The organism is Pseudomonas sp. BJa5 (assembly GCF_030272875.2).
Lineage (GTDB): Bacteria > Pseudomonadota > Gammaproteobacteria > Pseudomonadales > Pseudomonadaceae > Aquipseudomonas.
Map to the genome: position 1 here is coordinate 87,928 of NZ_JALRNG020000008.1, position 25,014 is coordinate 112,941.

The 25,014-nt window shown below is 63.8% G+C and carries 25 protein-coding genes and 1 tRNA gene; 16 read left to right on the plus strand and 10 right to left on the minus strand.

The annotated features are described in order from the left end of the window. Nucleotide 1 precedes the first annotated feature (1 nt). The 12 genes from M2D63_RS06940 to M2D63_RS06995 all read left to right on the plus strand — a co-directional run bounded on the left by M2D63_RS06940 (nucleotide 2) and on the right by M2D63_RS06995 (nucleotide 13,933). Complete coding sequence (locus M2D63_RS06940; protein WP_009405962.1) at nucleotides 2–943, plus strand: ribose-phosphate pyrophosphokinase; 942 nt, start codon at nucleotides 2–4, stop codon at nucleotides 941–943. A 139-nt stretch (nucleotides 944–1,082) separates the two neighbouring features. Continuing rightward, nucleotides 1,083–1,682 carry a 50S ribosomal protein L25/general stress protein Ctc gene (locus tag M2D63_RS06945; protein WP_285862092.1) on the plus strand — a complete coding sequence of 200 codons (600 nt, stop codon included), beginning with the start codon at nucleotides 1,083–1,085 and terminating at the stop codon, nucleotides 1,680–1,682. Between the two features lie 76 nt (nucleotides 1,683–1,758). Continuing rightward, nucleotides 1,759–2,343 (plus strand): aminoacyl-tRNA hydrolase, encoded by a 585-nt coding sequence (gene pth / locus M2D63_RS06950; RefSeq protein WP_285862093.1) that lies wholly within the window; start codon nucleotides 1,759–1,761, stop codon nucleotides 2,341–2,343. Between the two features lie 22 nt (nucleotides 2,344–2,365). After that, on the plus strand, nucleotides 2,366–3,466 hold the full coding sequence (gene ychF / locus M2D63_RS06955) for a redox-regulated ATPase YchF (protein WP_285862094.1): 1,101 nt from the start codon (nucleotides 2,366–2,368) through the stop codon (nucleotides 3,464–3,466). Nucleotides 3,467–3,674: 208 nt separating this feature from the next. Continuing rightward, nucleotides 3,675–4,070: a nuclear transport factor 2 family protein gene (locus M2D63_RS06960; RefSeq protein WP_285862095.1), complete on the plus strand. Its 396-nt coding sequence runs from the start codon at nucleotides 3,675–3,677 to the stop codon at nucleotides 4,068–4,070. 95 nt (nucleotides 4,071–4,165) lie between these two features. Beyond that, nucleotides 4,166–5,665: a cytosine permease gene (locus tag M2D63_RS06965; RefSeq protein WP_285862097.1), complete on the plus strand. Its 1,500-nt coding sequence runs from the start codon at nucleotides 4,166–4,168 to the stop codon at nucleotides 5,663–5,665. A 13-nt stretch (nucleotides 5,666–5,678) separates the two neighbouring features. After that, nucleotides 5,679–7,109, plus strand: a complete 1,431-nt coding sequence (locus tag M2D63_RS06970) for an aldehyde dehydrogenase family protein (protein WP_285862098.1) — start codon at nucleotides 5,679–5,681, stop codon at nucleotides 7,107–7,109. A gap of 105 nt (nucleotides 7,110–7,214) precedes the next feature. Then, nucleotides 7,215–8,024 (plus strand): polyphosphate kinase 2, encoded by an 810-nt coding sequence (gene ppk2, locus M2D63_RS06975; RefSeq protein ID WP_285862099.1) that lies wholly within the window; start codon nucleotides 7,215–7,217, stop codon nucleotides 8,022–8,024. A 167-nt stretch (nucleotides 8,025–8,191) separates the two neighbouring features. Beyond that, nucleotides 8,192–9,103: a 5-dehydro-4-deoxyglucarate dehydratase gene (gene kdgD, locus M2D63_RS06980; protein ID WP_285862100.1), complete on the plus strand. Its 912-nt coding sequence runs from the start codon at nucleotides 8,192–8,194 to the stop codon at nucleotides 9,101–9,103. 109 nt (nucleotides 9,104–9,212) lie between these two features. After that, complete coding sequence (locus M2D63_RS06985) at nucleotides 9,213–10,589, plus strand: MFS transporter (protein WP_285862101.1); 1,377 nt, start codon at nucleotides 9,213–9,215, stop codon at nucleotides 10,587–10,589. A 70-nt stretch (nucleotides 10,590–10,659) separates the two neighbouring features. Next, entirely contained in the window at nucleotides 10,660–12,213 is a 1,554-nt protein-coding gene (gene garD / locus M2D63_RS06990; protein WP_285862102.1) for a galactarate dehydratase, read from the plus strand. A gap of 136 nt (nucleotides 12,214–12,349) precedes the next feature. After that, on the plus strand, nucleotides 12,350–13,933 hold the full coding sequence (locus tag M2D63_RS06995; RefSeq protein ID WP_285862103.1) for an aldehyde dehydrogenase (NADP(+)): 1,584 nt from the start codon (nucleotides 12,350–12,352) through the stop codon (nucleotides 13,931–13,933). Nucleotides 13,934–14,048: 115 nt separating this feature from the next. On the opposite strand, the gene M2D63_RS07000 is transcribed toward M2D63_RS06995, so the two are convergent. The 5 genes from M2D63_RS07000 to M2D63_RS07020 all read right to left on the minus strand — a co-directional run bounded on the left by M2D63_RS07000 (nucleotide 14,049) and on the right by M2D63_RS07020 (nucleotide 18,327). Beyond that, entirely contained in the window at nucleotides 14,049–14,804 is a 756-nt protein-coding gene (locus M2D63_RS07000; RefSeq protein WP_285862104.1) for a FadR/GntR family transcriptional regulator, read from the minus strand. Between the two features lie 80 nt (nucleotides 14,805–14,884). After that, entirely contained in the window at nucleotides 14,885–15,208 is a 324-nt protein-coding gene (locus M2D63_RS07005; protein ID WP_285862105.1) for a hypothetical protein, read from the minus strand. A 419-nt stretch (nucleotides 15,209–15,627) separates the two neighbouring features. Continuing rightward, entirely contained in the window at nucleotides 15,628–16,785 is a 1,158-nt protein-coding gene (locus tag M2D63_RS07010) for an MFS transporter (protein ID WP_285862106.1), read from the minus strand. 103 nt (nucleotides 16,786–16,888) lie between these two features. After that, nucleotides 16,889–17,032, minus strand: coding sequence for a hypothetical protein (locus tag M2D63_RS07015; RefSeq protein ID WP_285862108.1), 144 nt, complete (start codon nucleotides 17,030–17,032; stop codon nucleotides 16,889–16,891). A gap of 77 nt (nucleotides 17,033–17,109) precedes the next feature. Beyond that, nucleotides 17,110–18,327 carry an MFS transporter gene (locus M2D63_RS07020; protein WP_285862109.1) on the minus strand — a complete coding sequence of 406 codons (1,218 nt, stop codon included), beginning with the start codon at nucleotides 18,325–18,327 and terminating at the stop codon, nucleotides 17,110–17,112. 175 nt (nucleotides 18,328–18,502) lie between these two features. On the opposite strand from M2D63_RS07020, the gene M2D63_RS07025 reads away from it, so the two are divergent. Together M2D63_RS07025 and M2D63_RS07030 are read left to right on the plus strand one after the other, a co-directional pair. Further along, nucleotides 18,503–19,264 carry a FecR domain-containing protein gene (locus M2D63_RS07025; protein WP_285862111.1) on the plus strand — a complete coding sequence of 254 codons (762 nt, stop codon included), beginning with the start codon at nucleotides 18,503–18,505 and terminating at the stop codon, nucleotides 19,262–19,264. Nucleotides 19,265–19,350: 86 nt separating this feature from the next. Further along, nucleotides 19,351–19,427 (plus strand) — tRNA-Met (locus M2D63_RS07030). A gap of 62 nt (nucleotides 19,428–19,489) precedes the next feature. On the opposite strand, the gene M2D63_RS07035 is transcribed toward M2D63_RS07030, so the two are convergent. Continuing rightward, a complete protein-coding gene (locus M2D63_RS07035) occupies nucleotides 19,490–20,104 on the minus strand; it encodes a LysE family translocator (protein WP_285862112.1) in 615 nt (204 codons plus the stop codon). Nucleotides 20,105–20,227: 123 nt separating this feature from the next. Between M2D63_RS07035 and M2D63_RS07040 the strand changes: the two genes are divergently transcribed. Continuing rightward, nucleotides 20,228–21,106 (plus strand): LysR substrate-binding domain-containing protein, encoded by an 879-nt coding sequence (locus tag M2D63_RS07040; protein WP_285862113.1) that lies wholly within the window; start codon nucleotides 20,228–20,230, stop codon nucleotides 21,104–21,106. Here M2D63_RS07040 and M2D63_RS07045 read toward each other — a convergent pair. Next, a complete protein-coding gene (locus M2D63_RS07045; protein WP_405309296.1) occupies nucleotides 21,094–21,711 on the minus strand; it encodes a D-Ala-D-Ala carboxypeptidase family metallohydrolase in 618 nt (205 codons plus the stop codon). The two genes, M2D63_RS07040 and M2D63_RS07045, sit on opposite strands and share 13 nt — an antisense overlap. 87 nt (nucleotides 21,712–21,798) lie before the next feature. On the opposite strand from M2D63_RS07045, the gene M2D63_RS07050 reads away from it, so the two are divergent. Continuing rightward, nucleotides 21,799–22,938, plus strand: a complete 1,140-nt coding sequence (locus tag M2D63_RS07050) for a hypothetical protein (RefSeq protein WP_285862115.1) — start codon at nucleotides 21,799–21,801, stop codon at nucleotides 22,936–22,938. A gap of 106 nt (nucleotides 22,939–23,044) precedes the next feature. On the opposite strand, the gene can is transcribed toward M2D63_RS07050, so the two are convergent. From can to M2D63_RS07065, 3 genes are read right to left on the minus strand one after another with little or no spacing between them, the layout of a single operon-like run. Then, the gene (gene can, locus M2D63_RS07055) at nucleotides 23,045–23,683 is read right to left on the minus strand and encodes a carbonate dehydratase (RefSeq protein WP_285862116.1); all 639 of its coding nucleotides are present in this window, start codon (nucleotides 23,681–23,683) and stop codon (nucleotides 23,045–23,047) included. A gap of 19 nt (nucleotides 23,684–23,702) precedes the next feature. Next, complete coding sequence (rimI, locus tag M2D63_RS07060) at nucleotides 23,703–24,155, minus strand: ribosomal protein S18-alanine N-acetyltransferase (protein ID WP_285862118.1); 453 nt, start codon at nucleotides 24,153–24,155, stop codon at nucleotides 23,703–23,705. Next, on the minus strand, nucleotides 24,148–24,939 hold the full coding sequence (locus tag M2D63_RS07065) for an energy transducer TonB (RefSeq protein ID WP_285862120.1): 792 nt from the start codon (nucleotides 24,937–24,939) through the stop codon (nucleotides 24,148–24,150). The genes rimI and M2D63_RS07065 overlap by 8 nt, the downstream gene beginning before the upstream one ends. Nucleotides 24,940–25,014 lie beyond the last annotated feature (75 nt).

The following is a 25,014-nucleotide window of genomic DNA, read 5'->3' on the forward strand; positions in this document are numbered from 1 at the left end:
CGTGTCCAAGATGATGGTCTTTACGGGGAACGCTAACCCCGATCTGGCTCGGCGTGTCGTACGTCAGCTGCATATCCCTCTCGGTGACGTCTCTGTCGGTAAGTTTTCCGACGGCGAAATCAGCACTGAGATCAATGAAAATGTTCGCGGTAAAGACGTTTTCATTATTCAGCCGACTTGTGCGCCAACCAACGATAATCTGATGGAACTGGTAGTGATGGCCGATGCCTTCCGCCGCTCCTCAGCGTCCCGAATCACTGCCGTGATTCCTTACTTCGGATATGCCCGCCAGGATCGCCGTCCGCGTTCGGCGCGTGTTGCCATCAGCGCCAAAGTCGTCGCTGACATGCTCACCGTCGTCGGTATCGACCGTGTTCTCACCGTCGACCTGCACGCTGACCAGATCCAGGGTTTCTTCGATATTCCGGTAGATAACATCTACGGCTCCCCCGTTCTGGTGGATGACATCGAAGACCAGCGTTTCGAGAACCTCATGATCGTGTCCCCGGACATCGGCGGCGTCGTGCGTGCACGTGCTGTTGCCAAGTCCCTGGGCGTCGACCTGGGTATCATCGACAAACGCCGTGAAAAGGCCAATCACTCCGAAGTGATGCATATCATCGGCGACGTCGAAGGACGTACCTGTATTCTCGTCGACGACATGGTCGACACCGCCGGCACCCTGTGCCACGCGGCCAAGGCCCTGAAAGAACACGGCGCTGCCAAGGTTTACGCCTACTGCACGCACCCTGTCCTGTCGGGTCGGGCGATCGAGAATATCGAGAACTCCGTGCTGGACGAGCTGGTGGTGACCAACACCATCCCGCTGTCGGCCGCTGCACAAGCCTGTGACCGTATCCGCCAACTGGATATCGCACCGGTCGTCGCTGAAGCGGTTCGCCGCATCAGCAACGAAGAATCGATCAGCGCGATGTTCCGCTAAGGGCTCGGCCCTGGCGAACACCACGTTGACGTAAAGCGCCCCGCCCCAACACCTGTTGTTGGGGCGGGGCTTTTTTGCCCATCCCGCTTTGGCGCTGGTCGCAAACGCCACTCGGGAATGGCTATTTTGGAGATGTAAAATGACTGATTTCATCCTGAACGCCCAAGCGCGTACCGACCTGGGGAAAGGTGCGAGCCGCCGCCTGCGTCGTCTCGCCTCCAGCATCCCTGCCGTTGTTTACGGTGGTGACAAAGAAGCGCAATCCCTGACCATCGTGGCCAAGGAAATCGCCAAGCTGTTCGAAAACGAAGCTGCTTTCAGCCACGTCATCGAACTGAACGTTGACGGCGTCAAGCAGAACGTCGTTGTCAAAGCGATGCAGCGTCACCCGTCCAAAGGCATCATCCTGCACGCTGACTTCGTCCGCGTTGTAGCTGGCCAGAAACTGACCGCCAAAGTCCCAGTGCACTTCGTCAACGAAGAAGCTCCGGTCAAGAAAGGCGGCGAGATCTCCCACGTCGTTTCCGAGATCGAAGTTTCCTGCGAAGCCAAGGACCTGCCTGAGTTCATCGAAGTCGACCTGGCCAACGCCGAAGTCGGCACCATCGTTCACCTGTCGGACCTGAAAGCTCCGAAAGGCGTCGAGTTCGTCGCTCTGGCTCACGGTAACGACCTGGCTGTTGCCAACGTTCACGCTCCGCGTGTTGCGCCTGAAGCTGCAGAAGGCGCTGCCGAGTAATCTACTCAGCACGCCGGCGTTGATCGGGTTACAGTGCCCCGCACTGTAACCCCAACTCCAAGGAAGAGCCCCTGACGTGACCGCCATTCAACTGATCGTCGGCCTGGGAAACCCCGGCCCCGAATACGAACAGACCCGGCATAACGCAGGGGCTCTTTTCGTAGAACGCATCGCCAGCGCCCAGCGCGTCAACCTGACCGCTGACCGCAAGTATTTCGGCCTGACGGCTAAATTCAGCCATCAGGGCAACGACGTTCGTCTGCTGATCCCGACCACCTACATGAACCGCAGCGGCCAGGCCGTTGCCGCACTGGCCAATTTCTTCCGTATCGAGCCAGATGCCATCCTGGTGGCCCACGACGAACTCGACCTGCCCCCGGGCGTCGCCAAACTCAAGAAGGGTGGCGGCCATGGTGGGCATAACGGCCTGCGCGACATCATCGCGCAGCTCGGCAACAAGAACGACTTTCACCGTCTGCGGCTTGGCATCGGCCACCCGGGTGACAGCAGCAGGGTCTCCGGTTTCGTCCTGGGCAAGGCGCCACGCGCCGAGCAGGAAAAGCTGGACGCCAGTATCGATTTTGCCCTCGGCGTGCTGCCGGATATCCTCGCCGGCGATTGGACGCGTGCGATGAGAGAGCTGCACAGCCAGAAGGCCTGACTCTTTAGAAGAGGGATTCACCATGGGTTTCAATTGCGGCATCGTCGGTCTGCCCAACGTCGGCAAGTCCACCCTGTTCAACGCCTTGACCAAATCCGGTATCGCAGCGGAGAACTTCCCCTTCTGCACCATCGAGCCGAACAGCGGCATCGTGCCGATGCCCGATGCCCGCCTGGATGCCCTGGCAGAAATCGTCAAGCCGAACCGCATCCTGCCGACCACCATGGAATTCGTCGACATCGCAGGCCTGGTTGCCGGTGCCTCCAAGGGTGAAGGCCTGGGCAACAAGTTCCTCGCCAACATCCGCGAGACCGACGCCATCGCCCACGTGGTGCGCTGCTTCGAAGACGAGAACGTGATCCACGTCTCCAACAGCGTCGACCCCAAGCGCGACATCGAGATCATCGACCTGGAACTGATCTTCGCCGACCTCGACAGCTGCGAAAAGCAACTGCAGAAAGTGGCGCGCAACGCCAAGGGCGGTGACAAGGACGCCCTGGCCCAGAAGGCGATCCTGGAAAAACTGATTCCGCACTTCACCGAAGGCAAGCCTGCGCGCAGCCTGATGAAAGACATGGCCGCCGACGAAAAGGCGCTGATCCGTGGCTTCCACCTGCTGACCAGCAAGCCGGTGATGTACATCGCCAACGTCGCTGAAGACGGCTTCGACAACAACCCGCACCTGGACGTGGTCCGCGCCATTGCCGAAGAAGAAGGCGCAGTCGTGGTGCCGGTGTGCAACAAGATCGAAGCGGAAATCGCCGAGCTCGACGAAGGCGAAGAGAAGGACATGTTCCTCGAGGCCCTGGGCCTGGAAGAGCCTGGCCTGAACCGCGTGATCCGTGCCGGTTATGGCCTGCTCAACCTGCAGACCTACTTCACCGCAGGTGTTCAGGAAGTCCGCGCCTGGACCGTACGCGTCGGTGCTACCGCACCACAAGCCGCTGGCGTGATCCACACCGACTTCGAGAAAGGCTTCATCCGTGCCGAAGTGGTCGCCTATGACGACTTCATCCAGTACAAGGGTGAAGGCGGCGCGAAAGAAGCCGGTAAATGGCGCCTGGAAGGCAAGGACTACATCGTCAAGGACGGCGACGTGATGCACTTCCGCTTCAACGTCTGATACCGCTCAGATGACAAAAACCCCTTGAGACGCTCGTCTCAAGGGGTTTTTTATTTCCAGCACCGATGACGCAGGCAGGGTCTGCGCTGCACGCCTTGGCCTATGTTCAGAAAATGCTGAACTGATTATTTACCGCCAGCGATTCTTCCTGCCACCGCCCCTCACCAGAATCGCCCCACCATAATCACAATAATAGTGAGGCCCCCTCGTGGAGCACCTTCCCCTGGACCAGGTGCGGCAGGCTGCCGCCGACCTCGTCGACGCCTTCGCCAGCAACGACACCGCACGCTACTTCGCCTGTTTCAGCGAAGACGCCAGCTTTCTCTTCCACACCCTGCCCCAGCCCCTGCATTCGCGCCTCGCCTATGAGCAGGTGTGGCAGCAATGGCAGGCCGAAGGCTTTGCCGTTCTCGGCTGCCGTTCCAGCAATGCCACGGTGAGCCTGCACGGCGACGTGGCGATCTTCATGCACGATGTGGCCACGCACATTCGCCTGGCCGGCGAAGAGCACCAGCTCGAAGAACGGGAAACCATCATCTTCCGCCAGCACGCCGGTCGCTGGCTGGCCTGTCACGAGCACCTGTCGGTCGCCAGCCCTGCCTGATCCTTTTACGCGGCCCTGCCGCCCCTGCCAACGCCCCCTAAAAAACGGTCCACCCCCTGGGTGAAGACCTACAACAACAGCGCTGGAGCCCTACGATGACGCAATCGAGTGGTATCGAAACCAACGGTGTGGAGCAGATCCCTGACGATCAACGCCACGCCACCCCGACCGACCTGTTCCGCCTGATCTTCGGCGGCGCCAACACCTTCGCCACCGCGGTACTGGGCAGCTTCCCGGTACTGTTCGGGCTGTCTTTCGAGGCGGGCCTGTGGTCGATCATCCTCGGGGTCGCCGTCGGCGCCCTGATCCTCGCCCCGATGGGCCTGTTCGGCGCCCTCAACGGCACCAACAACGCGGTGTCGTCCGGTGCGCACTTTGGTGTGCACGGGCGCATCGTCGGCTCGTTCCTGTCCCTGCTGACTGCCGTGGCCTTCTTCTCCCTGTCGGTCTGGAGCTCGGGCGACGCCCTGGTCGGTGGCGCCAAACGCCTGGCCGGCCTGCCGGAGACCGACCTGACCCTGGGCCTGGCCTATGGCCTGTTCGCCGTGCTGGTGCTGGTGGTGTGCATCTACGGCTTTCGCTTCATGCTGTGGGTGAACAAGGTCGCGGTATCGGCATCGAGCCTGCTGTTCCTGCTGGGCATCTTCGCCTTCGCCGGCCCCTTCGACACCCACTTCGCCGGCAGCGTCAACCTCGGCCAGCCTGGCTTCTGGGCGGCGTTCATGGGCGCGGCGATCCTGGCCATGAGCAACCCGGTGTCCTTCGGCGCCTTCCTCGGTGACTGGTCGCGCTACATCCCGCGCCAGACGCCCAAGTCGCGCATCATGCTGGCAGTGATTGCCGCCCAGGCCGGTACCTTGATTCCGTTCCTGTTCGGCCTGTGCACCGCCACCCTGGTGGCCACCCAGGCGCCGCAATATATCGAGACCAACAACTATGTGGGCGGCTTGCTGGCCATTTCGCCAACCTGGTTCTTCCTGCCGGTGTGCCTGATCGCGGTGATCGGCGGCATGTCCACCGGCACCACGGCGCTGTACGGCACGGGCCTGGATATGTCGAGCGTGTTCCCTCGCCTGCTCAGCCGTGCCAGCGCCACGGTACTGATCGGTGTTGCGGCGATTGCCTTCATCTTCATCGGCCGCTTCACCTTCAACCTGGTGCAGAGCGTGTCGACCTTCGCCGTGCTGATCATCACCTGCACCAGCCCCTGGATGGTGATCATGATCCTCGGCCTGATCACCCGCCGTGGCTTCTACCACGCCGATGACCTGCAGGTGTTCACCCGCGGCGAGCGCGGTGGCCACTACTGGTTCCAGCATGGCTGGAACTGGCGCGGCATGGGTGCGTGGATTCCCAGCGCGCTGGTCGGCCTGTGCTTCGTCAACCTGCCCGGGCAGTTCGTCGGCCCGCTGGGCGACCTGGCGGGCGGCATCGACCTCAGCCTGCCGATCACCCTGGGCCTGGCCGGTGCACTCTACCTGGCCCTCCTCAACCTGTTCCCCGAACCTGCCGGTGTCTATGGCCCGCGTGGCCCGCGCTGGGTGCGCAGCAAGCGCGCCCCAAGCACACCGCTGAGCACTGCCGAACTGGCCTGACAGGAGCCTGACCATGCACACCCCACACTACATCGATGGGCGCTGGGTCGAAGGCCTTGGCGATGACTGCATCAGCGTCTTCGAACCGGCACGGGGCCAACCCTTTGCCGAACTCCGGGCCGCTAGCGTTGCCCAGGTCGACCAGGCCGTGGCCGCCGCCCGCCTGGCCCTGCCCGCCTGGAAAAACACCTGCCCGAGCGAGCGCGCCAGCTTGCTGCGCGGCTTCGCCATACAACTCGACCAGCGCCGCGAAGCCCTGCTCGCAGTGCAGATGCAGAACAACGGCAAGCCGCGTCACGAGGCCGAAATTGACCTCGATGACGCCATCGCCACCTTCCACTACTACGCCGACCTGGCTGAGCAGTTGCCCGGGAAAAATCGCGACGTGCCACTGGCCGCCGTCGGCTTCAGCGCCCGTACGCGCCTGGAGCCGGTTGGCGTGGTCGGCCTGATCGTACCGTGGAACTTCCCGCTGGTGACCAGTGCCTGGAAGCTCGCCCCGGCCCTGGCGGCCGGTTGCACCGTAGTACTCAAGCCGTCCGAGGTCACCCCGCTGATCGAGCAGGCCTACGGGCAGATCGCCGACACCCTGGGCCTGCCGCCCGGGGTGTTGAACATCATCAACGGCATGGCCCGGACCGGTGCGGCACTGAGCAACCACAAAGGCCTGGACAAGCTCTCCTTTACCGGCAGCAACACCGTCGGCAGCCAGGTCATGCGCAGCGCTGCCGAACAGTGCCGGCCCGTGACCCTGGAGCTGGGGGGCAAATCGGCGATCCTGGTGTTCGACGACTGTGACCCGGACCAGGCGGTGGAGTGGATCGTCGCCGGTATCTGCTGGAATGCCGGGCAGATGTGCTCGGCCACCTCGCGCCTGCTGGTCCAGGATGGTATCGCCGACACCCTGCTGCCACGCCTGCAGGCGGCGCTGCAGAAGCTGCGCGTCGGCAACCCGCTGGCCGAGGAAGTCGACATGGGCCCACTGACCAGCCAGGCACAGTGGCACAAGGTCTGCGGCTACTTCGCCAGCGCCCGCGAGGAAGGCCTGCAGTGCCTCACCGGCGGCCAGGCCCTGGACCGTGACGGCTGGTTCGTCAGCCCCACGCTTTACGCCGATGTGCCAACCGACAGCCGCCTGTGGACCGAGGAAATCTTCGGCCCGGTTCTTTGCAGCCATCGGTTCAGCACCGAGCAACAGGCCATCGCGCTGGCCAACGACAGCGCCTTCGGCCTGGTCGCCACCGTCTGCTCGGCGGACCTTGTCCGCGCCGAACGGGTGGCCGACGCGCTGGAAGTGGGCCATGTGTGGATCAACTCGGTCCAGGCGGTGTTCGTCGAAACGTCCTGGGGCGGCACCAAGGGCAGCGGCATCGGCCGCGAGCTCGGCCCGTGGGGACTGTCGGCCTACCAGTCGGTCAAACACGTGACCCGTTGCCTGGGATAGCGCCAGCCAAAGCATTGACCCAGATCCCGCCCCCGGCCAGGGGCGGGACTATACTCGAACAGCTTGGAAACCCGGATTCCCCTACAGCTGACGAGGCACGGCAACATGGCCAAGAAGAAGGAAAAGGCAAAAAACCCTGAGCGTATGCCCCGCAAGGACTACGAAAGCGAGCTCAAGGCACTGCACGTCGAACTGGTAAAACTGCAACAGTGGGTGGTCGCCAAAGGCTTGAAGGTCTGCGTCATCTTCGAGGGCCGCGACGGTGCCGGCAAGGGCGGCACCATCAAGGCCATCACCGAGCGTGTCAGCCCGCGGGTGTTCCGCGTGGCCGCACTGCCGGCCCCGACCGAGCGGGAAAAGACCCAGATGTATGCCCAGCGCTACATCCAGCACCTGCCGTCGGCGGGTGAAGTGGTGATCTTCGACCGCAGCTGGTACAACCGCGCAGGCGTCGAACGGGTCATGGGCTTCTGCACCGAAGAGCAGGCGGACAAGTTCCTCAGCGTGGTGCCGCATTTCGAGAAGATGCTCATCGAGTCGGGCATCATCCTCGTCAAATACTGGCTGGAGGTCAGTGCCAAGGAACAGGAACGACGTCTGACGGACCGTATCACCGACGGTCGCAAGATCTGGAAGCTGACCCCCATGGACCTCAAGTCGTTCACCCGCTGGGACGACTACACCCGCGCCCGCGACAAGATGTTCGCCGCCTCCGACACCTCCTGGGCCCCCTGGTACGTGGCGCAATCGGAAGACAAGCGCAAGGTGCGCCTGAACATCATCAGCCACCTGCTTGAACAGGTGCCCTACGAAGAACTGCCGCAAAAACACAAGATCGAGCTGCCAAAACGCGGCAGGATCGGCCGCTACAAGAGCACCAACTACACCTCGCGCATGGTCCCCGAGCGCTTCTGAGCGTGCGCAGGGCAACCTGCGCACCACCTCCCCCTCTCTTACCCTCAAGCCCCTTGCCGCGAAAAAGAGGACCAGTGGGGCTAGTCACATTTTAAGTTGTACGATAACGTATCTCTACTCGAGTACCACTGCGTCTTCCAATGTGTCCTACAGGGTGTTCTACAACAATGAATCCACAAGAACTGCAATCCATCCTCTCCCACGGTCTGCTGTCCTTCCCGGTCACCGACTTCAATGCCCAGGGCGACTTCAACCGCGCCGGCTACATCAAGCGCCTGGAATGGCTGGCCCCGTACGGCGCCAGCGCCCTGTTCGCCGCCGGCGGCACCGGTGAGTTCTTCTCCCTGGCCGCCAGTGAGTACTCGCAAATCATCAAGACCGCCGTGGATACCTGCGCCACCAGCGTACCGATCCTGGCCGGTGTCGGCGGCTCGACCCGCCAGGCCATCGAATACGCACAAGAGGCTGAGCGCCTGGGTGCCAAGGGCTTGCTGCTGCTGCCGCACTACCTGACCGAAGCCAGCCAGGACGGCGTTGCCGCCCACGTCGAGGCGGTGTGCAAGTCGGTGAACATCGGTGTGGTGGTGTACAACCGCAACGTCTGCCGCCTCAATGCCGTGCAGCTGGAACAACTGGCCGAACGCTGCCCGAACCTGATCGGCTACAAGGATGGCCTGGGCGATATCGAGCTGATGGTGTCGATCCGTCGTCGCCTCGGTGACCGCTTCTCCTACCTCGGCGGCCTGCCGACCGCAGAAGTCTATGCCGCCGCCTACAAGGCCCTGGGTGTACCGGTGTATTCCTCGGCGGTGTTCAACTTCATCCCCAAGACCGCGATGGACTTCTACCACGCGATCGCCCACGACGATCACGCCACCGTGGCCAAGATCATCGACGACTTCTTCCTGCCGTACCTGGACATCCGCAACCGCAAGGCCGGTTACGCGGTCAGCATCGTCAAGGCCGGGGCGAAGATCGCCGGTTACGATGCAGGCCCGGTGCGTACGCCGTTGACTGACCTCACGGCCGAAGAGTACGAAATGCTCGCCGCGCTGATGGACAAGCAGGGTGCGCAATAACGCCTGACGCCCCCGGGTGACCATTGGTCGCCGGAGTCGAAGCCTGAACCGCTTCGGCTCCACGCTAATCAGAACCCCGCACAAAAATAATTAGTGGGAGTACACCAGCATGCAAGCGACTAAAAAGACGCATGTGCGCTACCTGATCCTGTTCATGCTGTTCGTCGTGACCACGATCAACTATGCCGACCGCGCCACCATTTCCATCGCCGGCTCCAGCCTGCAGAAGGACCTGGGCATCGACGCCGTGACGCTGGGCTACATCTTCTCGGCCTTCGGCTGGGCCTATGTGCTGGGGCAGATCCCCGGTGGCTGGCTGCTCGATCGCTTCGGCTCGAAAAAGGTCTATGCCCTGAGCATCTTCACCTGGTCGGCCTTTACCGTGCTGCAAGGCTTCGTCGGTTACCTGCCGGTGGCCAACGCGGTCATTGCCCTGTTCATGCTGCGCTTTCTGGTCGGTTTTGCCGAAGCGCCCTCTTTCCCGGGTAACGCGCGCATCGTCGCGGCCTGGTTCCCGACCGCCGAACGCGGCACCGCCTCGGCCATCTTCAACTCTGCGCAATACTTCGCCACCGTGCTATTCGCCCCGCTGATGGGCTGGATCGTCCACGCCTGGGGCTGGGAGCATGTGTTCATCGTCATGGGCGTGCTGGGCATCCTGTTCTCCATCGCCTGGATGAAGCTCATCTACAACCCCAAGGAACACCCGATGATCGGCGCTGCCGAGCTTGAGCACATCGAGCGCAACGGCGGCCTGGTGGACATGGACAAACCCAAGGCAAGCGGCAAGAGCGGGCCGAAGTGGGGCTACATCAAACAACTGCTCGGCAGCCGCATGATGCTCGGTATCTACCTGGGCCAGTACTGCATCAACGCCATCACCTATTTCTTCCTCACCTGGTTCCCGGTGTACCTGGTGCAGGAGCGCGGCATGTCGATCCTCAAGGCCGGCTTCATCGCCTCCCTGCCGGCGATCTGCGGCTTCATCGGCGGCGTGCTGGGCGGGATCATCTCCGACCACCTGCTGCGTCGCGGCAACTCGCTGACCTTCGCCCGCAAGGCGCCGATCGTCATCGGCCTGCTGCTGTCGACCTCGATGGTGATCTGCAACTACGTGGATGCCGAGTGGATGGTGGTGGGCATCATGGCCCTGGCGTTCTTCGGCAAGGGCCTGGGTGCACTGGGCTGGGCGGTGGTCTCCGACACCTCGCCCAAGCAGATCGCCGGGCTGTCCGGTGGCATGTTCAACACCTTCGGCAACATCGCTTCGATCACCACGCCGATCATCATCGGCTACATCATCAGTGCCACCGGTTCGTTCAAATGGGCCCTGGTGTATGTCGGCGCCAACGCCCTGGTCGCGGTGTTCAGCTACCTGGTGATCGTCGGCCCGATCAAGCGCATCGAGCTGCGTGAAGATCCAAGCCAGAACGGAAACCCGCAAGCGCAGCCGGCCGCCGGCACGCTGGCCGACAACCGTCGTTGAGTGAAACGCCTGCAACCGCGGTTGCAGGCACCGCTGATCCGCCTGAATACATGACAAGAAGGGCCAACCGATGCACATGATCGAACACGCCGACTCACCCCGCTACGTACGTCTGCATGAACAGGACAACGTCGTTGTCGTGGTGAATGATCAGGGTGTCGCAGAAGGTAGCCGTTTCACCGATGGACTGACGGTGATCGAAGGCATTCCGCAAAGCCACAAGGTGGCCCTGGTGAACATTGCCAAGGGCGAGCCGGTGGTGCGCTATGGCCAGGTCATCGGTTACGCGCTGCAGGACCTGCCCCAGGGCAGCTGGGTCCGGGAGACCCAACTGGCGATGCCCTCGGCACCGGCGCTGGACAGCCTGCCGATGGCCGATACCGTGCCCGCCGCCCTGCCAGCGCTTGAAGGCTACACCTTCGAGGGCTACCGCAATGCCGACGGCACGGTGGGCACACGCAACATCCTCGGGATCACCACCACCGTGCAGTGTGTCACTGGCGTGCTCGATCACGCGGTCAAACGCATCCGCGAGGAACTGCTGCCCAAGTACCCGCACGTCGACGACGTGATCGCCCTGACCCACAGCTACGGCTGCGGCGTGGCGATCAACGCCCGCGACGCCTACATCCCGATCCGCACGGTGCGCAACCTCGCCCGCAACCCCAACCTGGGCGGCGAAGCCCTGGTCATCAGCCTGGGCTGCGAGAAGCTGCAGGCCGGGCAGGTCATGCACGAGGACGACGCCTCGGTCGACCTCAGCGAACCCTGGCTGTACCGCCTGCAGGACGCTAGCCACGGCTTCGGCGAAATGGTCGAGCAGATCATGGAACTGGCTGAAGTACGGCTGAAGAAACTCGACCAGCGCCGCCGCGAAACCGTACCGGCCTCGGAGCTGATCCTGGGCATGCAGTGCGGTGGCAGCGACGCGTTCTCCGGCATCACCGCCAACCCGGCGCTGGGCTACGCCTCCGACCTGCTGATCCGCGCCGGGGCCACGGTGATGTTCTCGGAAGTCACCGAAGTGCGCGATGCCATCTACATGCTGACCTCCCGCGCCGAAACGCCGGAAGTCGCCGCCGCGCTGGTGCGCGAGATGGATTGGTACGACCAGTACCTGCAACGCGGCGAAGCCGACCGCAGCGCCAACACCACACCGGGCAACAAGAAAGGCGGGCTCTCAAACATCGTCGAGAAGAGCCTGGGCTCGATCGTCAAATCCGGCAGCAGCGCCATCAACGGCGTGCTCGGCCCGGGTGAGCGCGTATCCGGCAAAGGCCTGGTGTTCTGCGCCACACCGGCCAGCGACTTCGTCTGTGGCACCCTGCAACTGGCCGCCGGCATGAACCTGCATGTGTTCACCACCGGGCGCGGCACGCCGTATGGCCTGGCCATGGTACCGGTGGTCAAGGTGTCGACCCGCACTGAACTGGCCGAACGCTGGCCCGACTTGATCGACATCGACGCCGGGCGCATCGCCACCGGCCGCGCCACCATCGAAGAGCTGGGCTGGGAGCTGTTCCACTACTACCTGGACGTGGCCAGCGGACGCAAACAGACCTGGGCCGAACGCTACAAGCTGCACAACGACATCACCCTGTTCAACCCCGCCCCTATCACCTGAACGACTCATCCTCTCTGTGGGAGCGGGCTTGCCCCGCGATGCGATCTATCGCGGGGCAAGCCCGCTCCCACAGTGCTCACATCCATCTCATACGATGTCCGTCATCAAACCTCAATCACCGAACCAGGAGATCCCCATGTCCACCGTTCTCGGTCATAACTTCATCGCTGGTGCGCGCAGCGCGGCGGGTACACAACAGCTGAAAAGCATCGACGCCACCAGTGGCGAAGCCCTGCCCTTCACCTTCGTCCAGGCCACCGAAGGCGAAGTGAACAGCGCCGCCCGGGCCGCCGAAGCCGCCTTCCCCGCCTTCCGCCAACTGAGCCCACAGCGCCGTGGCGAATTCCTCCTGGCCATCGCCGACGAACTGGACGCCCTGAGCGATGACTTCGTCGCCATCGTCTGCCAGGAAACCGCCCTGCCCGCTGCCCGTATCCAAGGTGAGCGGGCGCGCACCAGTGGCCAGATGCGCCTGTTCGCCCAGGTGCTGCAGCGTGGCGACTTCCTCGGCGCCCGCATCGACCTGGCGCTGCCCGAGCGCAAGCCACTGCCACGGGTCGACCTGCGCCAGATGCGCATCGGCGTTGGCCCGGTCGCAGTGTTCGGCGCCAGCAACTTCCCGCTGGCCTTCTCCACCGCCGGCGGTGATACCGCTGCCGCATTGGCCGCCGGCTGCCCGGTAGTGTTCAAGGCTCACAGCGGCCACATGGCCACCGCCGACCTGGTCGGCTGCGCCATCATCCGCGCCGCCGAGCGCACCGACATGCCCAAGGGCGTGTTCAACATGATCTTCGGTGCCGGTGTCGGTGAGTGGCTGGTCAAGCACCCGGCGATCCAGGCGGTGGGTTTCACCGGCTCCCTCAGCGGTGGCAATGCCCTGTGCAAGATGGCTGCCGAACGTCCACAGCCAATCCCGGTGTTTGCCGAGATGTCGAGTATCAACCCGGTCATCCTGTTGCCACAGGCACTGGCCGGCCGTGGTGAAACCGTGGCCCGCGAACTGGCGGCCTCGGTGGTCATGGGCTGCGGTCAGTTCTGCACCAACCCGGGCCTGGTGCTGGGCGTCAGCTCGCCGGCCTTCAGCGCCTTCCAGGCCCAACTGCAGGAGCAGATGACTGCCCAGGCGCCGCAGACCATGCTCAATGCCGGTGGCCTGCGCAGCTACAGCAAAGGCCTGGAGCACCTGCACGCCCACGCCGGGATCAGCCACCTGGCCGGCCAGCCGCAGGAAGGCAACCAGGCGCGGCCACAGTTGTTCAAGGCCGATGTCGAATTGCTGCTCAAGGGTGATGAACTGCTGCAGGAAGAAGTATTCGGCCCGACCACCATCGTCGTCGAAGCCCGTGACGATGCCGAGCTCAAGGCGGCCCTTCAGGGCCTGCGCGGCCAGTTGACCGCGACCCTGATCGGCGAGCCGGGCGACCTGCAGGACTACCAGTGGCTGGTGCCGCTGCTGGAGCAGAAAGTCGGGCGCATCCTGGTCAACGGCTACCCGACCGGTGTCGAAGTCTGCGACGCCATGGTCCACGGCGGTCCTTATCCAGCCACCTCCGATGCCCGTGGTACCTCGGTGGGCACCCTGGCGATCGACCGTTTCCTGCGGCCGGTGTGCTACCAGAACTACCCGGAGGCCTTGCTGCCCGAGGCGCTGCGCAACAGCAACCCGCTGGGCCTCAAGCGCCTGGTCAATGGTGAGTGGTCGGCTGCGCCGATTGCCTGACCCCCACACCTTTTTCGTTGCGGCCCATCGCCGGCTACGCCGGCTCCCACAAGGTCTGGTGCACACCGACCTACTGTGGGAGCTGGCGTAGCCGGCGATGGCATCACCACCGCTATCAGCCGTTGTGCCCCTGCGCCTCGGCCTCTTCATGGGCCAGGCGCAACCGCTCGCGGCTGTTGGTCAGGTGCAGGCGCATGGCCGCGCGGGCGCCTTCGGCGTCCTGGCGGGCGATGGCCTCGTAGATCGCTTCGTGCTCATAGCTGAGCCGGTTCATGTAGTGCTGCTGGTCATCATGGGCCAGGCGCGCCGAGTTCAGGCGGGTGCGCGGAATGATGCTGGTGCCCAGGTGGGTCATGATGTCGGTGAAGTAGCGGTTGCCGGTGGCCATGGCGATCTGCAGGTGGAACTGGAAGTCCGAGGCCACCGCATCGCTGGCATGGGCCACGCTTTCGTTGAGGGCATCGAGCGCCTCACGCATGGCCGCCAGTTGTTCCGGGCTACGACGCACCGCCGCAAGGCCCGCCGACTCGGTCTCCAGGCTGATCCGCAGCTCCAGCACCGCCAGCACTTCACGCAAGGTGACGATGGTCGCCGGATCGATACGAAAACCACTAGGGCTCGGCGTGTCGAGCACGAAAGTGCCGATGCCATGGCGGGTTTCCACCTGGCCGGCCGCCTGCAGGCGGGAAATGGCTTCACGCACCACGGTGCGGCTGACCCCCTGCTCTTCCATGATCGCCGACTCGGTCGGCAGTTTGTCACCGCGTTTGAGGTGGCCGTCGCGAATGCGCTCGGTGAGGATGGTCACCAGCTCCTGGGCCAGGCTGCGAGGCTTTCTGCGGGCGCGTGGCAGTGCGCTCTGGTCTTTCATGGCGAACATCTGTCCTGATTATTCTTCACCCGGATCATAGCGCAATTGGTTGTACGATCACATGCATCAACTGCGATCGATCACACCACCTCATCGCGGGGCAAGCCCGCTCCTACTGGAAGCTCGATGCCGTCGAGCAGCGCATCGATCAGCGCCCGCGCCAGCTCCAGCGAATGCTGGGTGGACCAGGCGAAACTGCGACCGACTTCGCTGGTGTGCTGCAGCACTTGGCCGATATCGGCACTGGCGCACCTGAGGTACAGCGAGGCATGCACCAGCGCGTCTTCGGCACGGACGCCGGCGCAGACGCTGAACAACGCCGGGTGCTCCGGACAGCTCGCCACCGCTCTTTCGACCGTTTCGACAAGATGCAGGCTGGGCGGATCGGGAACGGGCTTTTTCATCGGGCTACTCCTATGCAGAGGGAGCGGCCACCGTTCGCTGCGAAACGAATGGGTGGCAGCTGTACGCGGGTTCGCAGACCGGGCATAGGAACCGGCGCACCCGAAGGTGCCCCACGCACAACCGCCATTGACCCGTGATGCAGGTAATCACCTGCGTCAGGAAAATGGAGTGCTGACTTATGCCTCGGACTGCGACATCCGGTCGTTGAATTGGCAACGACAGGCGCAGGGTAGGCACGCACCCGGGCGGGCGCAACAGAACAGCGGCGCGGGCAGTATGATTCAGAAGCGTCTGACAGAAAACAGCTACACCCCGATTCAGTGTTTGTCTTGTCATTACCGGTAGGAGCGGGCTTGCCCCGCGATGCGATGTAGCTGACGCACCACAATCGCGGGGCAAGCCCGCTCCCACCTGGCGATTACTCCACCGCCCTGAGCCGATACGCCTTGCGATTGGCATTGCGGGCAAAGCAGACGAACAGCGCTGCCATGATCGCCAGGGCCATGGGCAGGCCATGCGGTGCGACATCCATGGCCGCGCCGCTGACCAGCGGCCCCACCAGGCTGCCCACACCCCACAGCAGGCCGACGCTGGCATTGGCCGTGACCAGGTCCTGGCCCTTGAACTGCTGGCCGATCAGCACCAGCGCCAGGGTGTAGACCCCACCGGCCACCGCGCCCAACAGCACCAGCGCCGGCCACAGCAGCCACTGCACCTGCAGCAGCCAAGGCAAGGCAATGCCGATCAGCATCGCCACCACGCCGCAGACCAGGTGCACCAGCGTCCGCTCGCTACGGTCCGCCAGCCAGCCCAACGGCAGCTGGAACAGCATGTCGCCGGTGAGGATCACGGTCACCATCAAGGCCGCCACGCCCACGGCAAAGCCATGGCTGGAGGCATACACCGGCATCAGCGAGAGGATCACCGCATCGAAGAAGGAGAAGAACAGCACACCCATGCACAACGCCGGCGCCACCCGGAAGAAGCCCGCCAGGGAGAAGCTCTTTTCAGCCTCTTCGCCATGCTCTACATGATCATTGGGCACCGTCAGCACGATGCACAGCAGCGCCAGTCCATAACAGGCAGTGACCACCCCGGTCACCCACGCGCTCTGCGCGCCGACCAGGGCCAGCATGGCCGGGCCGAGCATCTGAAAGCCGGTGAAGGCCGTGGCGTACAGGGCCATGATCTTGCCGCGGTTATGCTCCGGGCTCAGTTCATTGACCCAGGACTCGCCGAGGATAATCGCGATGCCCATGCCGATGCCCAGCCCCAGGCGCAACAGGCCCAGCAGGTAGATCGAGGAGAAGGCCCATTCGAGCAAGCCGATGCTCAAGGCGCACAGGCCGAAGCACAGCAGGTAGATGGTGCGTCGGGTCAGGTGCCGGCAGCAGGCATCGACCATGAACGCCGAGAGCATCATGCCCGCCGCCGGAATGGCCGAAAGGATACCGATCTGCAGGGTGCTCGCCCCCGCTTCGAGCAGACGCAGGGACACCAGCGGCAGGCTCGCCCCCAGGCTGAAACCGACCACCGACACGGCGAACAACAGGCCCGCCAGAAAACGCTTGTTCATTACCACTCCATCCGCCGGCCCAGGCGTGATATCGCCCGGGCCCGCGCTAACACGACCAGGAAAACATTCAGGTGTACAAAGGCAAGGCCATGCGGCCGCCTCGTCAGTGGGCGTGTACGGGTGGCGAGAAGGTAAAGGCGAACAGCACGCTGCGCCGACGCTTGAGGACGGTATCGCTCGGCCAGTCGCAGCAGCGGGTCAGGATGACCGGCTGGTGGAACGGGCGGATGGCAGTGGAGCGATTCATTCGTCGGCTACGCAGGAAAGGACGGGCGGCACTCTAGGAGAACCCTTGCCACCCGTCAATAGCCCGTCCTTGAGCGCTCAACGCTTGCCGGTGGACGGCAGTAGGATCGCCAGCAGGCCGAACAGCGGCAGGTACGAGCACAGACTGTAGACGTATTCGATGCCCTTGAAGTCGGCCAGGTAGCCGAGCAGCGCCGCACCGATGCCGCCAAAACCGAACATCAGGCCGAAGAAAATCCCGGCGATCATGCCGACATTGCCCGGCACCAGCTCCTGGGCATAGACCACGATGGCCGAGAACGCCGAGGCCAGGATGAAGCCGATGATCACGCTGAGCACGCTGGTCCAGAACAGGTCGGCATAGGGCAGTGCCAGGGTGAACGGCGCAACACCGAGGATCGAGAACCAGATCACCGCCTTGCGCCCGATGCGGTCACCGATCGGCCCGCCGAAGAAGGTCCCCGCCGCTACCGCACCGAGGAACAGGAACAGGTGCAATTGGGAACTTGCCACCGACAGGTCGAACTTCTCGATCAGGTAGAAGGTGTAGTAGCTGGTCAGGCTGGACATGTAGAAATACTTGGAGAACACCAGCAGCCCCAGCACCACCAGCGCGCCGATCACCCGGTTGCGGGACAAGCCATGGGTGGCGCGCTGGCCCTGCTTGGCCTTGAACAGGTTCAAATGCTCGCGGTACCAGCGGCTCAGGCCATAGGTGACCAGCACCGCACACACCGCGAACAGACCAAACCAGGCGACATTGCCCTGGCCGAACGGAATGATGATCGCCGCCGCCAGCAACGGGCCGAACGCGGAGCCGGCATTACCGCCGACCTGGAAGGTCGATTGCGCCAGGCCAAAGCGCCCCCCAGAGGCGAGCCGGGCGATACGCGAGGTTTCCGGGTGGAAGGTCGACGAACCGATGCCCACCAGCGCGGCCGCCAGCAGAATCATCGGAAAGCTGCCGACATAGGCCAGCATGACGATCCCCACCAGAGTGCACAGGGTGCCGAGGGGCAGCAGGTTCGGCATCGGCTTGCGATCGGTGTAGAAGCCCACCCAGGGTTGCAGCAAGGAGGCGGTGATCTGGAAGGTCAGGGTAATCATCCCCACCTGGGCGAAGGTCAGCCCGTAGTTGTCCTTGAGCAACGGGTAGATCGACGGCAGCACCGCCTGGATCAGGTCATTGATCAGGTGCGCCAGGGCACAGGCAGCGATGATCCGCATGACCAGCGGGCTGCTCTGGGCCGTCGCGGTGCTGGCGGGTGACGAGGATGAAACACTGCTCACAGCCATGACAAGAACGTCCATCAGGTGATTGGGATCCAATTATCCCGATTTCGTTAGCAAGCGCACTATTCTTTTCGACGAGCGTTTCGATGACGTACTTGTTAATAATTCTCAATAGCTTTAGCATCCCTGAACTTCGCCATTCACGATGCCGTAACCCCGAAAACAAGACCGATCTGCCATGAAGCCAGCGCTTGCGTTACCCCACCCGCTCGACACCGACGACCGCGAACAACAGGCCCTCGACTGGTTCACCCGGCTGCGCGCAGGCGACCTTGGCAGCGCTGAGCGGCAGGCCTTCGAGCGCTGGCGCCAGGATCCTGACAACGCCCGGACCCTGGCCGAGGTCGAAATGCTCTGGCAGCAACTGGAACGACCGCCACGCCGGGCCCAGCGTAGTGAACGTCGATCGGCCCCACGCTCCTGGACCGGCTGGGCGGTGGTGGCCGGCGTGTTGCTGATCAGCGGCCTGGTGGTACTGCAGTTACCCTGGCTGCAACGGCTGAGCAGCGATGTTTCCACCGACTCCGGCGAACGTCGGCAAATCCAGCTGGCCGACGGTTCGAAACTGCTGCTCGACGGCGCCAGTGCGGTGGATGTCGACCTGCGGGGCGCAGTGCGCAAGGTACGCCTGGTACAAGGCCAGGTGTTCCTGGAAGTGATTCACGACGGCCGGCCTTTCGTGGTCGAGGTCGGCGATGCCCAGGTGCAGGTGCTGGGCACACGTTTTGCGGTCAGCCGTGGCCGCGACCAGGATCAGGTGGTATTGCTCAAGGGCCGGGTCGAGGTGAGCAGCGATGGCGACAAGCGCCAGCTCGTCGCCGGCCAGCGCCTGCGCATCAGCGACAAGGGCCTGGGGACGGTCGAGAACGTTGACGCCGAACGGCTGCTGGCCTGGCGCACGGGCCAGTTGTCGGTCAGCGACGTGCCGCGCCTGCCCTGAAAACGCTAAGCGGTTGATCGTGCGTAAAAATTTTTCAAATCAGGTGTTGACACAACATCGTTTCAAGCGAATAATGCGCGCCACTTGGCTACATAGCTCAGTTGGTTAGAGCGGAGCATTCATAATGCTTAGGTCCGGGGTTCAAGTCCCTGTGTAGCCACCAAGTTCAAAAAAGGGCTTACCGAAAGGTAGGCCCTTTTTCTTTGCCTGCGATTCAGGCCAGGCTCAGCGCACGCCGCTGAACATCACCGCCACCCCCAGCCCCAGCAGCGCCAGGCCAATCACTTTGTCCACCGTGCGCTGGCGCTCGAGCATCAACTGGCGCAGCGCGGTACTGGAGAAGAACACCGCCACCAGGCTGAACCAGACCCAGTGCGCCAGCGACATGAACAGGCCATAGCCGAGACTGGTGGCCAGGGAACTGCCCGGCTGCACCACCTGGGTGTAGGCACTGACGACGAACAACATGGTCTTGGGATTCAGGGCATTGGTCAGAAAGCCCGAGCGAAACGCGCCCCAGCCACCGGACTGGCTGCTGCCAGCGCCCGCCAGGACAATGCGCCCGGTGTTGGTCAGCGACTTGTAGCCCAGGTAGACCAGGTATCCCGCCCCCAGCACCTTCATGGCCAGAAACAGTGTCGGGGTATGGGCAATGACCACGGCAATGCCCAGCACGGTGTACATCACATGCACCTGCACACCCAGGGCGATACCCACAGCGGCCGACAACCCGGCACGCCGGCCAAAGGCATAACTGCTGCGGGTGACCATGGCAAAGTCGGCGCCGGGGCTGATCACCGCCAGGACGGTAAACAGGGCGACGGCAATGAGTTCGTTCACGAAAAGCTCCTCGATCTGCTAGGAAAATGAACAGATAGCTCTGTACCTCGCCATTATCGAAAGCTGCGCTTGCGGCAAAAAGCGATTTATAGTGAGTGAAATCCGCTAGTTTTTCTCACAGATATGAAGCTCCCCGCCCTCTCCGCCTTCCGCTATTTCGACGTCGCCGCCCAGACCCAGAGCTTCGTGCGCGCCGCCGAACTGCTGCACGTCACCCATGGCGCGGTCAGCCGCCAGGTGCGCCTGCTGGAGGAATCGCTGGGGGTGGAACTGTTCGAGCGACGCAACCGGGCAATCTTTCTCACTGCCGCCGGCCGCGCCCTGCACGGCACCACGCAGTCGATATTCGAACAACTGGAAGGCACGGTGTACCGCTTGCAGCAGCAGACACGGGAAAACGTCCTGGTGCTTTCATGCGAACCGACCATCGCCATGAAATGGCTGATTCCGCGCCTGCCGGCCTTCCATGCCGCCCATCCGGACATTCACCTGCACCTGGTGGCCGCCGGTGGGCCCATCGACTTTGCCCGCAGCGGCGTCGACCTGGCGTTGCGCCGTGACGACTTTCGCTGGGAGGCCGATCTGCACGCCCTGAAAATCTGCGACGAATGGGTGGGCCCGGTGTGCAGCACACAGCTGAGACTCGCCGACGAGGGCCTGGCCGGCCAGCGCCTGCTGCACAGCGCATCGCGCCCGAGCGCCTGGAACACCTGGCTGCGCCTGAGCGGGGAGTCCGACCAGGGCACGTCGCGCGCGGACTACGAACACTTCTACCTGTGCATCCAGGCCGCCGTCGCCGGGCTGGGGGTGGCGATGGCGTCCTTCCTCATGGTCCAGGACGAAATCGACATCGGCCAGCTACGGGCGCCGCACCGTTTCGTGCAGGACAATTCGGCCTACTACCTGCTCTGTACCCGGCCGATCGAGGACGACGACAAATGCCAGCGCTTCGCCCGCTGGGTCAGCGAGCAAGCGCAGGCGTGCCTGGCTCATTTGCTCTGAGGCTTTGCCACCACCGGTAAAGCGCAGAAGGATGACCCGGCACTGAAATCGCCCCCCCAGGTGCGAAAGCCTGCGGTGTCGATGTGAATCCGCCCACTTGGATAACGCCCCAGGCCCATGTTCCAGGCCTTGCCCTGGGTCTGCCAGAAGCGGCACAAGGGGTTGGGATCGGCCCAGGCCGGCAGCAGCACATCCACCGCGAAGGCCCGGGTATGGGCGCTGCCCACGGCACCGCCGGCGCAGCGGTTCAGGCGCGGGTCGCGATAGGTCGAGACCACTTCATAACGTTGCAGCACACGCTGATCGCCCAGGGTCTTGAGCAACTGCAGGGTCGATCGCACCGCCGGCCACTGCGATGCCGGCGCCACGGCGAAAGGCTGCGCCGAACACAGCTTCCAGTCACTGGCCGAGCGCAGCAACTGATGGATCGGCACTATCCCGTACAGGCGCGCGCCCACCAGCATCTCGCGAAACGCCCGGGTTTCATGGTCGCCAGCCCACTGGGCGAACATATACAGGTCGCGCTCCTCGGCCTGCGCCTGGGCATTGCCCATCAGCGTCAGCAAAAGTCCTGCACAGATTCCCGCCCCGCGCCACAGCCTCATCAGCCCTCTCCCCTTCCCGCGCCCCGGGAAACTCCTCCAGTATGGCAAGCCTCCCGACTGCGGGGAGGCACTGACAAGGAGTTAAGCATGCACACCCTGGCTCGATGGACCCTGGGCCTCGCCGCCCTGGCCTGCAGTACAACGGCACTGGCCGACGCCCAGCTGAAGCTGGGCAGCCAGGCGCGCGTGACCCGGCTGTTTGCCTACCCCAACAACTGCGGCGTCATCTGCTACCGCGACTGGACCCTGGAACAGACTGTCGAGCACTACCTGAGCCAGAGCGTGCAACGTGACGGTTACCCCGCCGCCAAGGTGCGGGTCAGCCGCGACAACGACCAGCTGCATGCCGAGATCCAGGGCGTGCCCGCCCGCTACAGCGAGCCGCTCAAGGCCCTGCTCGACGCCGGCGAGCTGGCCTTCCAGGGCGCCAGGCAGCTCAATCGCGAGGGCAAGTGGGCGTACAACTGGAGTTTGTTCCTGCCGTTGGGGATGGCCCTGGAGAACCGGCGCAGCATCGAGCTGCTGCACTTTCCGCCGGACTACTCGCTGACCCAGGCCCAGGACTACCTGCGCTCCAACACCACCGAGCGCTGGGCGAGCCTGCTCACCGTCAACGGCGTGCCCGCCGACCAGACACCGGCCTTCCAGACCATCGTCGACATCGCCCCCATCGCCGCCCCGGCCAGCGCCGGCAAGGACCTGGAAGGCGTCTATGGCTACTTCAGGGAATACCAGCTGCGCATGGTCCAGGAGGTTACCCGCAGCGCCAGCGGCGGCTCGCTGCCCATGGTCGCCTTCGGCTCACCGGTACGCAGCTGGGTGCAGCAGCAGTACGGTCCGAAGGTCAACGTTTTAGGACTGGTCAGCATCAGCCCACAGCCGGAGCAACGGGTGCCGGTGCTGGGCGCCAATCACCCGAGCGCGATCTGGTATGCGGCCGACAAGAACAACCACGGCGGCGATCAGGACAAGGCCGACCAGGCCGGCCTGAAGATGATGGGCCAGGACCTGAGCGCCGCCTGCTGGCAGGCGGGCATGGGCCGCAACTCGATGGCCGACGCCCGGGCGACCCTCACGGCCTGCACGCAGAAATGGCAGGTAACGGCGAAGAAGCAGTCCTGCGAGCTGTATTTTCGCAGCATCCGCAACATGACGCCGGAGCAGGCCGGGGCCAAGTGCAATAGCGCAGCGGTGACGCGAGCGCTGCGCCAGCTACAGAAAAACTGACCCACCACTGCAGGTGCAACATACCTGTGGGAGCGGGCTTGCCCCGCGATGTGATGCCACTGACAAACCGCAATCGCGGGGCAAGCCCGCTCCTACAGGAAGCAGGTCAATCCTGCGGGCGCAGACGGTACTGCGGCGGCAACTGGTCCAGGCCGCTGATGGTCGCATTCAGGCTCTTCCAGCGGCCATCCTTGATGCCGTAGATGCAGCCATGCACCGACAGGCTCTGGCCACGGTGCCAGGCGTTCTGGACGATGGTGGTGTGACCGACATTGGCCACCTGCTGGATGACATTGAGCTCGCACAAGCGGTCGACCCGCTCTTCCTCGGTCGCCAGCTTCGCCAGTTCCACGCGTTTTTCGTAGTACAGGTCGCGAATCGAGCGCAGCCAGCCATCGATCAGGCCCAGCTGGCGGTCCTGCATGGCCGCGCGCACGCCGCCGCAGCCGTAGTGGCCGGTCACCAGGATATGTTGGACCTTGAGCACATCCACCGCGTACTGGATCACCGACAGGCAGTTGAGGTCGGTGTGCAGTACCACGTTGGCCACGTTGCGGTGCACGAACAGGTCGCCCGGCAGCATGCCGACGATCTCGTTGGCCGGCACCCGCGCATCCGAGCAGCCGATCCAGAGGAACTCCGGGGTCTGCTGGCGGGCGAGCTTGGCGAAGAAGTCCGGATCGCGCTGCTTGATCGCATCGGCCCAGCGCGCGTTGTTATCGATCAGTTCTTGTAGATCGTGCATGTTCAAGCCTCATGGAGGACTATTCGATCAGGGTACAGGCCATGACCAGGGCGTCTTCACGGCCACCGGCAACCGGGTAGTAGTCGCGGCGACGACCGATCTCATTGAAACCGTAACGCTCATACAGACGATAGGCGGACTGGTTGCTGGCGCGCACTTCCAGGAAGCATTCGCGACCATTGAGCTCGTAGGCGCGCTTCATCAGTTGCTCCAGCAGCCTCAGGCCCAGGCCCTGGCCCTGGCTTTCCGGCTTGATGGTGATATTGAGCAGGTGCGCCTCGTCGATGATCACATTGATCACACCATGGCCCACCTGCTGCTGGCCATCGAACATCAGCCAGATTTCATACGACTTGAGCCCGTCGAGGAAAATCCCGCGGGTCCAGGGGTGACTGAAGGCGGCATATTCGATCTTCAGTACGGCATCCAGATCCGCCTCGGTCATCCGGCGGAAACTGATCGAGTCACTCATCACTTGGTTTCCAGCGCGCCATCAGCCGGCGCATGGCTTTCCAGACATCCGCCTTGCGTTGCGGCTCGTCCATCAACAGTTCGAGGCCAGGCAAGGCCCAGGCAGCGCCCAGGCCCTCGACCGGCAACTCGCGGTAATAACTTTCGGCATCCGCCTCGCCGGCAAAACGCACGGCCGGCAGGCCGATCAGCCACAGACAGGTGCACGGCGACTCCTCCAGCCGGGCCTGGATAAAGCCCTGGACGAAGTCGGTCGCCGCCTGCGGCCCCTGGTCGAGATTGCCGCGCACCAGCAATGGCCAGCGCACCGGCTCGCCGATGATCTGCGGGCTGTCCGGCAGGCCGGCGGCGCGGAGCATGTCCTTGAGCAGCAGGTAGGACGGATCGCGGCTCTGGAACGGCTGGCCGGTGGCAAGCTCCACCAGCAACAGGCAACTGCCGGCACGCAGCAATTGCAGGGCGAATCGCGGCGGCGGCACCGGTGCGGGCCTGGCGGGCGCAGGTGCCTTCTCGGCCTCCTGCGCAGGCGCGGCGGCAACCTTGGGCGTGCTGCCCGGGCGCGGGATCTCGATCTTCGGTCGCTCGCCACTGCGCGCCACCGGCGCACTGGCCGGCGCCTGGGCAGGCAGCGCCTGCGGCGCGTCGAACTCGGGCACAACCTCCGGCGCCAGCGGTAGCAACAGCTCCGGGCGCGACGGGGCGGCGAACGGCAGTTCGGTACGCGGCAGCCAGTGCACCACTTGCATGGCGTTGAGGTAAGCGCGGCGGCGGGACTCGACTAACAAGGATCGGTCATCTGTGGATAAGTCAGGGGCGACATTCTACCGCTGTTCGCCGTTCGCTGCCGCTGTTGATCGGCA

Excerpts from the sequence above, each read along its gene's own strand:
- M2D63_RS06945 (WP_285862092.1), top strand. The coding sequence starts at position 1,083 with ATGACTGATTTCATCCTGAACGCCCAAGCGCGTACCGACCTGGGGAAA.
- ychF (WP_285862094.1), top strand. The coding sequence starts at position 2,366 with ATGGGTTTCAATTGCGGCATCGTCGGTCTGCCCAACGTCGGCAAGTCC.
- M2D63_RS06965 (WP_285862097.1), top strand. The coding sequence starts at position 4,166 with ATGACGCAATCGAGTGGTATCGAAACCAACGGTGTGGAGCAGATCCCT.
- M2D63_RS06970 (WP_285862098.1), top strand. The coding sequence starts at position 5,679 with ATGCACACCCCACACTACATCGATGGGCGCTGGGTCGAAGGCCTTGGC.
- ppk2 (WP_285862099.1), top strand. The coding sequence starts at position 7,215 with ATGGCCAAGAAGAAGGAAAAGGCAAAAAACCCTGAGCGTATGCCCCGC.
- kdgD (WP_285862100.1), top strand. The coding sequence starts at position 8,192 with ATGAATCCACAAGAACTGCAATCCATCCTCTCCCACGGTCTGCTGTCC.
- M2D63_RS06985 (WP_285862101.1), top strand. The coding sequence starts at position 9,213 with ATGCAAGCGACTAAAAAGACGCATGTGCGCTACCTGATCCTGTTCATG.
- garD (WP_285862102.1), top strand. The coding sequence starts at position 10,660 with ATGCACATGATCGAACACGCCGACTCACCCCGCTACGTACGTCTGCAT.
- M2D63_RS06995 (WP_285862103.1), top strand. The coding sequence starts at position 12,350 with ATGTCCACCGTTCTCGGTCATAACTTCATCGCTGGTGCGCGCAGCGCG.
- M2D63_RS07000 (WP_285862104.1), bottom strand. The coding sequence starts at position 14,804 with ATGAAAGACCAGAGCGCACTGCCACGCGCCCGCAGAAAGCCTCGCAGC.
- M2D63_RS07005 (WP_285862105.1), bottom strand. The coding sequence starts at position 15,208 with ATGAAAAAGCCCGTTCCCGATCCGCCCAGCCTGCATCTTGTCGAAACG.
- M2D63_RS07010 (WP_285862106.1), bottom strand. The coding sequence starts at position 16,785 with ATGAACAAGCGTTTTCTGGCGGGCCTGTTGTTCGCCGTGTCGGTGGTC.
- M2D63_RS07015 (WP_285862108.1), bottom strand. The coding sequence starts at position 17,032 with ATGAATCGCTCCACTGCCATCCGCCCGTTCCACCAGCCGGTCATCCTG.
- M2D63_RS07020 (WP_285862109.1), bottom strand. The coding sequence starts at position 18,327 with ATGGCTGTGAGCAGTGTTTCATCCTCGTCACCCGCCAGCACCGCGACG.
- M2D63_RS07025 (WP_285862111.1), top strand. The coding sequence starts at position 18,503 with ATGAAGCCAGCGCTTGCGTTACCCCACCCGCTCGACACCGACGACCGC.
- M2D63_RS07040 (WP_285862113.1), top strand. The coding sequence starts at position 20,228 with ATGAAGCTCCCCGCCCTCTCCGCCTTCCGCTATTTCGACGTCGCCGCC.
- M2D63_RS07045 (WP_405309296.1), bottom strand. The coding sequence starts at position 21,711 with ATGAGGCTGTGGCGCGGGGCGGGAATCTGTGCAGGACTTTTGCTGACG.
- M2D63_RS07050 (WP_285862115.1), top strand. The coding sequence starts at position 21,799 with ATGCACACCCTGGCTCGATGGACCCTGGGCCTCGCCGCCCTGGCCTGC.
- can (WP_285862116.1), bottom strand. The coding sequence starts at position 23,683 with ATGCACGATCTACAAGAACTGATCGATAACAACGCGCGCTGGGCCGAT.
- rimI (WP_285862118.1), bottom strand. The coding sequence starts at position 24,155 with ATGAGTGACTCGATCAGTTTCCGCCGGATGACCGAGGCGGATCTGGAT.